At 74.2% G+C, this 12,579-nt stretch carries 10 protein-coding genes; 1 reads left to right on the forward strand and 9 read right to left on the reverse strand.

Annotated features, from left to right (window positions below; all coding sequences use genetic code 11):
* Positions 1-4,377, reverse strand: a 4,377-nt coding sequence (gene mobF / locus ACZ51D_RS38145; RefSeq protein WP_465664839.1) for a MobF family relaxase, incomplete at its 3' end; no start/stop codon positions are given.
* Between the two features lie 385 nt (positions 4,378-4,762).
* Here mobF and ACZ51D_RS38150 point away from each other — a divergent pair.
* On the forward strand, positions 4,763-5,356 hold the full coding sequence (locus ACZ51D_RS38150; protein ID WP_465664840.1) for a hypothetical protein: 594 nt from the start codon (positions 4,763-4,765) through the stop codon (positions 5,354-5,356).
* Between the two features lie 85 nt (positions 5,357-5,441).
* Here the strand turns inward: ACZ51D_RS38150 and ACZ51D_RS38155 are convergent, their stop codons facing one another.
* From ACZ51D_RS38155 to ACZ51D_RS38190, 8 genes are all read right to left on the reverse strand, one after another.
* Entirely contained in the window at positions 5,442-5,981 is a 540-nt protein-coding gene (locus ACZ51D_RS38155) for an HNH endonuclease signature motif containing protein (protein WP_465664841.1), read from the reverse strand.
* A gap of 352 nt (positions 5,982-6,333) precedes the next feature.
* Complete coding sequence (locus tag ACZ51D_RS38160) at positions 6,334-6,927, reverse strand: hypothetical protein (protein WP_465664842.1); 594 nt, start codon at positions 6,925-6,927, stop codon at positions 6,334-6,336.
* A complete protein-coding gene (locus ACZ51D_RS38165) occupies positions 6,924-7,766 on the reverse strand; it encodes a hypothetical protein (protein ID WP_465664843.1) in 843 nt (280 codons plus the stop codon). Before ACZ51D_RS38165 ends, ACZ51D_RS38160 begins: the two co-directional genes overlap by 4 nt.
* A gap of 53 nt (positions 7,767-7,819) precedes the next feature.
* Positions 7,820-8,101 carry a DUF6211 family protein gene (locus ACZ51D_RS38170; protein WP_465664844.1) on the reverse strand — a complete coding sequence of 94 codons (282 nt, stop codon included), beginning with the start codon at positions 8,099-8,101 and terminating at the stop codon, positions 7,820-7,822.
* A 158-nt stretch (positions 8,102-8,259) separates the two neighbouring features.
* Entirely contained in the window at positions 8,260-10,311 is a 2,052-nt protein-coding gene (locus tag ACZ51D_RS38175) for a hypothetical protein (protein ID WP_465664845.1), read from the reverse strand.
* Between the two features lie 338 nt (positions 10,312-10,649).
* Positions 10,650-11,021 (reverse strand): hypothetical protein, encoded by a 372-nt coding sequence (locus tag ACZ51D_RS38180; protein ID WP_465664846.1) that lies wholly within the window; start codon positions 11,019-11,021, stop codon positions 10,650-10,652.
* 82 nt (positions 11,022-11,103) lie between these two features.
* Entirely contained in the window at positions 11,104-11,847 is a 744-nt protein-coding gene (locus ACZ51D_RS38185) for a hypothetical protein (protein ID WP_465664847.1), read from the reverse strand.
* Between the two features lie 233 nt (positions 11,848-12,080).
* Positions 12,081-12,470, reverse strand: a complete 390-nt coding sequence (locus ACZ51D_RS38190; RefSeq protein WP_465664849.1) for a hypothetical protein — start codon at positions 12,468-12,470, stop codon at positions 12,081-12,083.
* Between the last annotated feature and the right edge of the window lie 109 nt (positions 12,471-12,579).

Consider the following 12,579-nt stretch of genomic DNA (forward strand, 5'->3'; position numbering starts at 1 on the left):
GTCGACCTCGACCTCGGCCTGCGGCTCGTCCACAACGGCGACGTCCTCGACGGCCCGCTCGACCAGGTCGGCCTCGATGACCGGGGTCTCCTCGGCGACGGCCACGGCGGACGGCTCCAACTCGGTGGCCGACTCCAGCGCGTCCCGGCCCACCAGTTCGGCGACCGGGTAGAGGACGTCACCGCGGCGAGCGGCGGCCTCGACGGCGCGCGCACGACGGCCCACCTGGGTCACCTGGTCCTGCAGCGTCTGCCAGGCATCGGCGTCACGGTCGGCACCCGGGCGGTCGCCGATTCCGGGCTCGCTGTCGCGCGCCTGGCGGCGGGTCCGCCAGGCGTCGGCCAGCGCGGCGGTGCGCTCCCATGCCTCACGCAGTTCGTGGTCCACCGGCGGGACGGGGCCGAGCGGGCGCGCCCACTCGGGCGGGTCCTGGGCGAGGGTACGGCCGGTCTGGCGCAGGCGCTCCTCGATCACCTCGCGGCGGGCCTGCAGGTGCTCGATCCACGCTGGCGGGGTGTGTTCGTCGCGCTCGACCTCGCGCGGCGCGAGCCACTCGGGCAGCGGACCGGTGTTGTCCGGGGCCAGGGGGGCGGTGTCGGGCAGCAGCTGGCGCAGGCGCTGTTCGGCGCGCACCCGAGCGGTGATGACCTCGGCCTGTTCCACTCGCTGGCGGGCCTCATGCTGGCCCTGGAAGTTGGCGCGCATCGTCGCGGCGACGACCACGCCGTCCTGTCCGGCGGTGGCGGCGCGCCCGGTGCCGGGTTCGCGCTGCCAGGTCTCACGCATGCGGTCGATCGGCGCCATGCGGGCGCGCAACCGCTGCTCGTACCGCAGCGCGGACAGGTCAGCGACCGCCTCGCGTGCAGACTCCTCCCCGAGGTCGCTCCTCCGACTCAGGCGGCGGGCCCGGGCGATCGCGTCGGCGAGCTGAGCACGGGTGAAGTCGCCGTACGCACGGTGGGGCCAGGCCGGGACCGGCTGGCCTTCGACCTTGACGGCGCGCGGCTGGTTGGCCACGCGGGCGTCGGCCCGGTGCAGGCTCTCCAGCGCCTGCGCGCGGTGCTCGGCGGCGCGCTGGACGAGGCCTTCGAGCTGCTCGGGGGTGAGGTCGGCCAGGGGCCGGTTGGGGTTCTCCGCCTGCAGCTTCTGCATGAGCTCGCGGGCGTCGTCCACGTGGTTGTCGATGCGCCAGCTCAGCACTGCGGCGACATCCTCGGCGTCGTCAAAATCGCGCTCGCGGTAGGCGGCGAGCAGGATCCGCTCGGGGGCGAATCCTTCGCGCTCGGCGTCGCGGACGGCACGGACTACGGCCTGCCAGGCGTCGGCGGAGATGAACGCCTCGGCCTCCTCTCCGATCACCGAGCGGAGCATGCTCTGGTAGCGCAGGGAGAGGGCGCGGGCGTGGACGTCGGTGTACTCGTTGGCGAGCTGGCGGATGCCGAACGCGCGGTCCTGTTCCTCGCGGATCGTCTCCGTCGCGGAGATCGACGCCTGCGTGTTGCGGGCGATGGCGGCGAGGACGTCGGCCATCGTCTCGCCGTCGTCCAGGATGACGTAGCCGCGGTTCTGTTCGCGACCACGCGTCATCTCGACATAGGCGGCCTCCCTGGATGTCTTCCTGCTGAGCAGGCCGGACCCAATGACGACGGTGGCGCCCTGGCCGCGGTGGCCGGTGCTTGCGTAGCCCAGCTCCACGTACCGGCTGACGTAGTCGGCCGGCAGGGTCGCACGGCCGCCGTGGTCGGTGTGCCGCACGACCAGGGAGCCGTCGTCGTTGACGGCGATGACGGACCACTGGTCGCCGTTCTTCACGAAGTCTCGGCCGCCACGCACCAGGTTCTTCCGGGCGTTGCGGCGGGTCACGACCAGGTCGCCGCGGTGGGCGTCCAGGCCGTCGCGCAGGTGGGCGGTGTGCGTCGTGTCGAGCTGGCCGGCGCCCAGCCGGTAGGCCTGGGCCAGGCTGTTGAGCTCGGCGACGCTCGCGTTGTCGTCGGCCATCATCAGGGCGGGTCGGCCCTGCTCGACGTCGTGCTGCCAGTCGCCGAAAATGGCCTGCAGCATCTGTTCGCGGCTGCCGGCCACGATCCTGTTCTGGTCCAGGTACCAGGCCCAGGCGTCCTCGGGCTCACCCGCCCGCAGAGCGAGGGAAGCGGCCGCCTCTCCGGGTGCGCGGAACCGGTGGACCTGCTCAAGTTCGACCACGTCGGTGGTGTTGGCGAGCAGCCGCAGGGCGCCGCCGGCCTCGACGCTCGCCAGCTGTCCGGGGTCGCCGACCAGGCGGACCACGGCTCCCGCGCGCTCGGCTTCGACGACGACGTCGGCGAGGCGGCGGGTGCCCGCCATCCCGGCCTCGTCGACGATCAGCATGTCCCCTGCGGCGAGTTCGAACTCGGCCGGGATTGCCTCGCCTTGGCGGGCGCGCTCGCGCTGGCCGAGCCACTGGTGCAGCACGTACGCGGGTGCGTCGATCCCGGCGCTGAGCTCGGCGGCGGCGCGGGCGGAGGGGCCGAGGCCGATCACGCGGCCGCCGGCGGCGCGCACGGCGTCGGCCGCCACGGCCATGGCGGTGGTCTTGCCCGCACCGGCGGGCCCGATCGCAGCCTCGACCAGGTGCTCGCCGAGCGCGAAGCGGCGGGCCAGGGCGCGCTGTCCGGCGTCCAGCGGGCGATCGGGGTTGGCCTGCTGGTAGGCGGCCAGCACGCGCTCGTAGGCCTCGGCGGACGCCGCCGGGATGACGCGGGTCCGGGCGGCGCCGACGATCCGGTCCTCGGCGGCGAGCACCGCAGCCGAGGTGAACAGCTCGGTTTCCCGGCGCCGGTAGATGCTCGTCCCGTCGGGGCGGGTGAGCGGCGCGAAGGCCGGGTTCGGGTCCGGCGGTGTGATGTTGATGGCCTCGCGGGAGAGCGCCAGTTCAGCGATCTGCTCGGCCAGCTCGGTACCGGGCCGCGTTCCACGGGTCGCGGCCATCACCCACCGGCGGGCTTCGGCCAGAACCTGGCGCCGGCCCCACACGCTTCGGTGTTCCGAGACGGTGTCGATCACCTCGCGGGCGGCGGTCTCCACGTCGATCCGGACGGCGGCCGAGTCCTCGCGGAAGCCGTCGGCGGCGGCCCGGGCGCTCTGCAGCAGGGTGTCCACGCGCTCGGCGCCGTAGGCGTCGACGGCGGCCGCGCGCCACTCGACCCGCAGCTCGGACAGCGCCCGGGCGTGCCCTTTGTCGGGGCGGGTGGCGAGCGTGGCCTGCTGCATCAGCTGCAGCAGGGTCTTGCTGGAGGGCTCGCGGCCGTGCTGCTGGCGGAACTCCTCGACCAGCTCGGCGGTGCGTTCCTTGATGCTTTTGGAGCGGGCCGAGTGGCCCTCGATCAGGTCGGATCCGACTCCGGCGATCTCCATCACCGGGCGCTTGCCGGCGGTGACCTCGCGGGCCTCGGCGCGCAGGCCGAGCGCGTCGCACACCGCCTCGACTACCCGGGCGTTGTACAACTCGGACGCGGGCACGTTCTGCGCGTACAGCAAGGCGCTGTCCAGGCTCCGCCACTTGCCGTCGGGGCCCATCACCTTGTTGGCGAGCACCACGTGGTCGTGCAGCAGGGGCTCACCCTCGCGATTGTCGTAGTGGCGGAAGCGGGTGGCGATCAGGCCGCCCTGCACGTGCTCCTGGGCGACGCCGCCGGTGCCGGTGCGCGTCATCGTGGCCTCGGCTTCCAGCCACGCAAGAGTGTCGGCGATGGCCTGCTCGTGGGCCCGCTCGACGGCCTGGCGCACCTCCTCGTTTCCCAGCGCCCACAGCACGGAGACGGACTTCGGGGCCGAGAACACCAGGTCGAACCCGGCCACGGCCTCCTGCCGCTTCCCGCCCTCGGCCTTCTTGATGAAGCGGCCCAGCTCCTCCTTGGACGCGGGGACCCGGCCGTGCTCCTCACGGAACATCAGGGCGCCGACCTTGCCACGCAGGGTGGCGCGCTCCGTGGCGTCCGGCGAGCGGCGGTTGAGCCGGTCGAACGTCGCCAGCTCCCCCTCAAAGCGGCGGCCGAACTCGGTGTCGCGGTTCTTGTACTGCGGGAAGGCCCGGCCGAGCTTCGCGGCGACCAGGGCACGCTTGGGGCTGTCGCCGGCGGCGATCCGCTCGGCGATGATCCGCTCTGCGTCGGGGTGAAGCCCCTCGCCGAACAAGGCCTTCATCTGGGCCTCGGTGACCGTGCCCGACACGCCGAGAAGCTGGATCCCGGATCCCATCCACAGGCCGGGAGGCTGGCCCTGGGCGGTGTAGTAGTCGCCGAGTTCCCGGCCGAGGTCGCGGCGCTCGTCGGCACTGGCGGTCTCGCGAATGTAATAGGCATACCCGTCCCCGGCACTGAGGCGGTGGACGGTCATCATTTGGCGATCGTACCCCCATGGTCACTCAAGTGTCTGAGGTGTGACCGTATCTGATCTTGAAAAAGCGAGGCTTGACGAGAGACCTGTGTGCGAGCTTGCGAGGCACACAGTCGAATCGTCGGCCGAGTGTTTCAAGATCAGATACGGTCACGAGCTTGCGAGGCGGTTTTCCACAGATCTGCTCACCGAGCAGGTCTGTGGAAAACCGCACACAGGACGCACCTTGTGTGCGCGTCATGGGGAGAGCCGGGAGACGGTGCGTCACCGACCCGCAGACGACTGACCGCCAGGACTCCTACGGCGTACGGCGGCGCGGGAGGCTCCGCGCGGGCTGGCTTCCGCGGACGTCAGCCGGCGCTCCTGCGTACGGCGACGCGGAAGGCGGATGGCGCTCGACGCTCCGCCCCGCCTTTTCGGCGCGGCCGACGGGCGGGCGGGGCACAATGTGCACCACCGTTTGACGATCAAGGAGGGTGGCCGGATGGCTGAGGAGAGCAGGGGGGCGCGCCAGCTGTCGGCGCGCCAGCGGGCGCGCCGCGAGGCGGCCGAGAAGGCCGCGAAGTTCGAGCAGCTGGCGGCCGACCGCCGCAAGCTCGCCGGCGAGATCATCCTGGGCCTGGAGCTGATGGAGGCGTACGACGAGGAAACGGAGGAGCTGCTGGAGAAGCTGGAGCTGGAGCGGGCCGGCAAGCGGGCCGAAAAGAACGCGGCGACCGACGCCTTGGTGGTCCAGCTCCTCAACACCGGGGTGGACGTCACCGAAGCCGCCGAGCGGTGCGGCATGACGGACGGAGAGGTCAAGGCTGCGCGCAAGCGCCACACGGCGACCGTGAAGACCGCCGCCGCGAAGACGAAGGTGGAAGCGGAGAAGAAGGTGGAGCCAGCTCCGGCTCCGTCGGCTACGATCCCCGAGCAGGAGAGCGCCCCGGCCTACGGCCCGGTGGGCGCCACCCAACCGCCAGGAACTGCGGCGGTGTGACCTGCTGAACGTGCGTCGGCCCCGTCCTCGGGATGGCTACCCATCCGCCAGGGCGGGGCCTTCGTGCTGCTCGGGCCGGCGGCGGTCAGAACAGCGGGAGCTGTGCGCGGCTCGGGTCGCTCGCCTCGACCGCGGCCAGGTAGGCCTCGGCGTCGTACCCACCCGCCAGGGCCTCGCGGACCAGGGGCCGCACCTCGCCGGCGAGCATCGCGGCTGCCAGCTCGGCCAGGTCCAGCCCGTCGCGGAGCGCGGCCTGGATCGCCTGGGCCCGGCCGAGTGGGCCCCGGCTGTCGGCGATGCCGACGTGCGCTCGGCCGGCCGAGCGGCCCTGGGCGGCCATCTGCCGCAGGTTGGCGAGCTGGGATCCGGCGGACAGGTGGTCCAGCTCGATGCACAGAACCTCGTTGCATCCGTGGGCGATTTTCTCGCTGGCCCGGAGGGGACCGCGCATCTCTTCGACCAACCAGCGGTGCACCCGCACCGTGCGCTCGCGGCCGTCCTCGGTCAGGGTCGCCTTGGCGTACCCGTCGCTGGTGAGCGCCCTGGTCCAGTAGCGGCATCCGTGGGGCACCAGGATGCTGCGCTCGGCCACATAGGCCAGGGCCCGCTTCGCGCGTTCGTCCATGACACTCCCCCGGATCCGCCGACTGCAGGAAGGTCACCATCCTGGCACTTCCGGAGATCGCCGGTCCCGGGCGCGGAGCCGAACGCGTCGTGGCCCCGGCGCGGTGAGCGCCGGGGCCACGTGGTTCTACTTTTGCCTCCTCATCGGGGGCCGAAATCTGAAACCCGCGGGGAGTGCTACCACCCGATGGGCCAGTCCGTCGGAGGGATCGGCGCCAAGCCTCGTTGGTCGCGCCCGGCCTCGTTGATCCCGCAGGGTGAACAGATCACCCTGGCGCGGCCGATGGTGGTCCGCGAGCGCGCGGTCGGCTCAACGAGGGGGCCCGCGCAACGCGGGCAGGTGATGGGGGTGGTCATGTCGTTGTCCTCCGGTCGCATCGGTCGCAGGCGCCGGGGCGCTGGGGGTGTCGCTGGTGGACGGCCAGCAGCTGGGTGGTATCGGCGACCGGGGACCAGACCTTGCCCCGGCAGCCGTCCCGGCCGCACGCCGAGGCGGCCTCGACCTGGCTGGCCTCGACCAGCACGCGAACGTCGACGCGGGAGGACCCGCGCGCGAGCACGCCGTGGACGTAGCCGTGGTTCTGGTGGATCCACCGGGCGTAGTGGGCGACCTGTTCGCCCATCACGCGGCGGAAGGCGGAGGCGGCGAGTTGCTGGGCGTCGGGCTGGCCGCGACCGGCCAGCAGCTCGGCCAGGTGGTCGACCTCGGCGGTGAACTCGCCGTCGCGGCCGATCCGGCCGCATCGCGGGCAGACGGAGCCGCCGTTGCGGATGCACCCTTCAAGCCGCTCCCCGCAGCACGGGCAGTGGTGGTGAACGGCCTCGTCCGGGGTGCCGAGCCGGGCGCCGCACCCCTTGCAGCTGTACGGCTGCGGGGCGGTGACGAACGGCCTCCTCGGCGCCGGCGGTTCCTGGGCCCGGTGGGCGGGGCAGCGCGTGGTGGTCACGGTGCCTCCGGATGGGTGCGGGCGGTCTCGATGATCTGGCGCCAGGTGGGCTCGGACGTGCCCTCGCCGTCCCCGCGGCGGGCGGCGCGGACCAGCTCCGAGGTGCTGGCGTCGGGGTGCTCGGCGAGCAGTCGGCGGGCCAGGTCGAGCTTGGGGTCGCCGGCCCACGGGTGGGCCTTGGGCTTGCGGCCGGCTCCCCGGCCGGCGCCGCCGCGGCCGCGGGCGGGCGCCTGGGCGGCGGCCTCCCGCAACCGGCTGCGACGGTAGGCCGGAACTACCTGGCCCCGGTAGAGCACCTCCCCATCCGGCTCGTCGCGGATGAGGTCGCCGATGGACCCGGCCGGAGGGTTCTTGCGCCAGCCCAGGACGGTGCTGGTGTCCTTGTGGCCCATGATCTTGGCCAGGGCGTTGATCGGCAGCAGTTCGTCCGGGTCTTCGTCCGCCGAGGCATCGGCGGGGCCGGCCTTCGCGTTCTGCTCGGCGGCGGTGGCGGCGGCCAGGTCCTCGTGCCAGTGCCGCCACTGCGGCACGCACCAGTGCATCACTCCGCCGATCACAACCGCGGGCGGGTGGTCGTTGTCCTCACGGCCGACCCACAGCCGTTGCAGGGTGCGGGTGCTGAGCCCGGTCTCGGCCGCGAGGGTCGGGCGGTCGCACAGCTGGGCGCGCGCGCCGTCGATGACGGAGCGCCAGGCCTTCTCGGAGGTGCCGGGCTGGATCGCGTGGGCGGCACGGGCGAGTTCGGCCGTGCCGGTGTCGGGGGCGTGGGCGAGCAGGTCCACGGCCTGGTCGAGCTGGTCGGCGTCGCGCTGCTCGGCGGTGGGCTTCTGGGGGGTCACGGGAGTCTCCACGGGGTCGGTGGCGGCCTGCGGTGCCGGCAGCGGGCCGCGGGTCACAGCCAACCCCACGTCTGGACGCCGTCCGGGCTGTGCCGGATTACGGTGGCCAGGTCGTCGGCGGTGACCACCTGGGCCCAGTCCGCCCACAGCGGGTGGTCGGCGGGCAGGTTGATCTCGAACAGGCCGCTGTCGGGGTCGCCGTGCCAGTCGGCGATCAGGAAGTGGTCCGCCGTCGGGGCGGTGCGGGCGGTCGCCGGCCGCAGCACGACCAGGTCGCCGGGCCACGGGGTGCCGTCGTCCGGCTGCTCAACCGGGAACGGGGATTCGGGTACCATCGTCGGTGTCCTTCACTTGTTGGTGGGAGACGCACAAACCGGCCGGCCTGTTGCCAACTACGCCGTCCGGTTCGGCAAGGCCCGCCGCGTCACTCGGCGGGCCTTCGTCGTTCCCCGGGACAGCCGGCCGAAGCCGACCCCCAAGGGTGAGGAGACAATTAAACCAGAGGGCTGGGGGTGGGGGAAGCGCCGGCGTTCTCCGGCGCGGCGGCCCGGCGCTGTTCCGCCTCGGCCGCCCACTCGTGCAGCTCGGCGAACATGCGGTCCATCCGGCGCTTGTGCGCCCATCCGTGTGGCAGCAGCGGCAGGTTCTCGGGGGCCTTGCGGCCCTTGGGCCAGGTCGGCGGCAGTTCGACCCCGGCGAGGGCCTCGACGGCGAGCACGCCGTCCGGAGTCGGGCGAATCGGCCCGGCGTCCTTGCGGGCGTACAGGTAGGCGCCGCGCTGCAGCAGCTCGACCAGCTCGCGCCGCACCGGGCGGCCCTTCGACGCGGTGTCGCTCGGCGCGTCGGCGGGGATCGCCCGGTAGCGCCGGCCGTCCCAGGTAAGCCCTCCCGCGCGGACGTGCGCGGCCGCCAGGACGGCCCAGAGTTCGACCGTGAAGTGCGGTGCCAGGTCCTTGGCCGCGTCCTCGCGGCGGCCGGCCTCCATGTAGGCCCGGATCACGCACTCGTGGGCTCCGGCGCGCTGGGCGGCGGCGTGCACGGCGTCGGCCTGGTGGTCGTGCTCGCCGAGGCCGGCCAGTCGGTCCTCGATGTCGAGCCGGTCGCAGTCGGAGCAGGCGACCCGGAGCCAGCGCGGGCCGACCTGGTGCAGCGTCACCGGGCAGTCCAGCGCGGACAGCTCCCACGGGACGGGCGGGCGGGGGCCGAGCTCGTCGGCGCCGCCGCGGCCGCCGGCCTGGGCGTGCTCGGTGACGGCCTGCTCGACCTCGGACCACCAGCGCAGGCCTTCGGCGAGCACCGGGCCGCCGTCGGCGCGGGCGAGCGTCATCGGCTCCCCCTCCCCCATCCGCCGCACCGTGTACCGGTGCTCGCCGTACTCGACCAGGCGCTCGCGCACCAGCACGTGCGCGCCGTCCGCGGGGTGGTGCCAGTCGACCGCCGTACGGACCGTCGGCGGCCGCTCGGGCGCCTCGGCCGGGCCTCGGCGGTTGGCGGCCTCCCGCTCGGCGGGGAACTCCTCGCGCAGCATCACGAACTGGCGGCGGCTGCGGTCGGTGACGCCGGTCTCGGTGTCGGTCTCGGCGTAGTCGACCAGGCCGAGGCGGCGGGCCCGGGCCCACGCCGACCACGCGGCCCGCCCGGCGGCGGACAGCGGCACGTCCCGGCGGTAGCCGGTGCTCTCCGCCTGCCACACCAGGTACCCGCGTGCCAGCAGGGTCCGCACCCGGCGGGCGTCGATCGCCTTCGGCTGCCAGTTCCCGCCGTCGGGGACGTAGTAGCCGTTCAGGTCCTCGGCGAGTTCGCCGCGTTCGGCCCAGCCCATCACCTCGGACTGGAGGCGGGAGAAGCCGGCGGCCTCGGCCAGGTCGAGCTCGTCCGGGGTGACCAGCTGGTGCTCCTGGACGTGGTCCAGGGCGTGGTAGTGCGCCCAGTCCTCGGCCTCGATCCGGTCTCCGTCGACCAGGCGCACGCGCTGCCAGGCTCCGGTGTGCCGGGAGCATTCGACCGACCACCGGTCGTCGGCCAGGTTCTGCGACACCACCCGCAGCCACGGGGGCAGCACCAGGGCGGGCGGCTCGGCGGCGACGACGTCGGCGGCCGCGGGTTCGGTGGCGGCGGCCGCGACCTGGGCGGCGGCGGTCCACAGCGGGGCCTGCCGCGGGACCGGGGTGCGCCGCCGCTTCGGCCGGTGCTCGGCGGGCGCGGCCGCGCGTGCCTGCGGGACGTAGGACGGCAGGCCGTCGAACGTCGGCTGCAGGCTGGTGGGGTACAGGGCGCCGGGCCGGTACGGGTGGGCCCGGGCGATCACCGGGCGGCGCTTGCCGGTGATGCGCACGCCCCGGTCGCTCCACTGCTCGGCGAGCGGCTCGGCGTGCTCGGCGCAGGCGAGTTCGTGGTGGACGGCGGTCAGGGTGGCGGTGGTGAGGGAGTAGCCGACGACCCGGTGGGTGGCGTCGGCCCGGCAGGGCCTGGTGGTGGTGATCCGATGGCCGGCCTCGGCGGGGTCCTGGGTGGTGGCCTGGCACAGCGGGGGGAGGTTCAGCACGGTGGTTCCTCTGTCGGTGGGGCCGGGGCGGTTGCCCTCGCTCCGGCGGTGGAGCCGCCCGCTGGTCACGGGCGGGGAGGTCGGCGGGTCCGCAGCTGCGGACGGAAGGTCGGAAGGGGACGGGCGGCGCGGGTTCGTCCGGCGGCCGCCGGGCCGGCCACGGGCCCGGCGGTGAACGCGCCGGGCAGAGGCGGCCGCCCCGAAGGGGCGTCGGCTTCACGGCCGTTGGCCGCGGTGGCCGGCCACCGCGGCGCCAGCCCGGGGGACGGCGGCTCGATGCCGCCGGCCCTCGGCCACCCGCACCGGACCCGGGCACAGCGCCCGGGGCCGGGAGGCGGTCAGCGGCTGGACGGGGTCTCCGGGTCCTCGCCGTACGGCGTGGCCGGCTGGGCCGGACGGCCGGGGAACTGCTTCAACGCCTCGGCGAGGCGCGGCAGGTCGGGTTCGGGGAACACCATCTCGCTGTAGAGCATGAGGTAGGGCGGCATGTAGCCGAGCTCCCACGGGCCGCCGTCGCTGCTGGACCAGTCGACGCAGAACCAGGCACCCTCGAACGGGTCGAACCCGTTGTTGGCGGCCTGGAGGCGGTAGTGCCGGGTGCCGTCGCGCGACACGGCGGTGGTGACGATGGTCTCCCAGTTCGCGGCTTCGGCGGCCGCGAGCAGCGGACCGGCGTCGGCGGGGGCGTCGGGGCTGGGGCTGGCGTTCACGGTGGTTCCCTTCGGTGGTGGGTGCGGGCCGGCGGGCGGGGGCCGGAGCCGCACGGGTGGCCCGTGCGGCTCCGGTGTCGGGCTACTGGGGTCGGCGGGCCAGGAAGGTCCGGGCGGCGGCCGCCAGGTCGCCGCCGAACGCGGTCCGCAGACGCTCGACGGCGTCCGGCCCGAACCGGTTGGCGAGGGGGCTGTTCAGCACCAGGGCGGTGCCGGGCTCGTAGTCCTCGTGGTCCTCGACCACCTGGCCGTCGGCGAGCTGGCGCAGGATGCCGATCGGGATCTCCCATCCGTCCTCGGCCGCGAGGTTGAACCGGGCGGTCAGCTCAGGGAAGAGGGCGGCCAGGTGGTCGGGGGTGCTGGTGGCATCGGCCCGGCCGTCCGCGACGGCCCCGGCGTAGTGGTGGGTGACGATGGTGTGCCACCGGGTCCACGTGTCGGCCTCGTCGCCGATGAGCTCCTCGATCGTCCCGGGGGTGGGGCGGCCGGGGACCGCGTTCCAGCGGGCAAGCTCGCGTCGGACGCGGGCGGCAACCCGACGGTGGTAGAGCCGGCTGCCGAGCAGCGGTGCGCCGGAGGCCGGGACCACCCACTCGCCCTGGCCGGTGACGTCGGCGTAGGCGCTGAGGGTGGTCCACCGGACGACGTCGGCGCCGGTCACGATCTCCAGCGTCAGGACCTCGTAGTAGCCCTCCGTGGTGATCTCGATCTCGGTCACCGCGCAGTGCTTCGTGGTGACCGGCTGGGCGGGGAGGCCGTGGCGGGTGAGCGCGGCCGCCAGGGCTCGCGCCGCGTGCTGCTGGGCGGGGGTGGTGGTGCTGGTCATGGTCAGTTGGTCCTCTCGGTGTTGGTGGGGTGCGGCCCGGGGGTCCGGGCCGGGGCCGCGCGGGGTTGCCCTCCCGCGCGGGGGTCTGGGGGCCGGAAGGAATCCGGCCGGAGGCCTGCGGCGCGTCAGCCCGGCCCCGGGCGGCTCGATGCCGCCCGGGCCGGCCACCCGCGCCGGGGGCCGCGCCGGGGGCCGGGCCGGTCCCGGGCCGTCAGCCCGGGACCGGCACCCGGTCAGCCGATCGGGCCCGCGACGGACTCCCACGGGCCGACCAGCTCGGCGTACTCCTCCGCCGTCAGCCCCTGCCGGGCTGCGGCCGCGACCGCCGCCGTGCGCATGGCCATGAGGCCGTCGCTGATGAGCGCCGTCCAGTGGACGCGGCTGAGGACCTGGTCCCCGATGGTGTCCCAAATGTGGAAGGCCTGGTCTTCCTCGATGAGGCGCCATGCGCGGTGCTGCGTGGTGGTGGACGGCGGCTCGGTCGTCCAAGCGTGGGCGAGGGTGTACAGCTGGCCCCCGGTGATGGTGGCGGCGAGGGACATGAAGTCCGACGCGCTGGCCACAGCGAGCGTGCGCGCGGTGGTCGCGTCGTTGACGTCGACCTGGCGGTGGCTGGTGTTCACGGGGCTTCCTCTCGTTGGTGGGGTGCGGCCCGGGGGTCCGGGCCGGGGCCGCGCGGGGTTGCCCTCCCGCGCGGGGGTCTGGGGGCCGGAAGGAATCCGGCCGGAGGCC

This window comes from Kitasatospora sp. NPDC033851, from assembly GCF_055576085.1.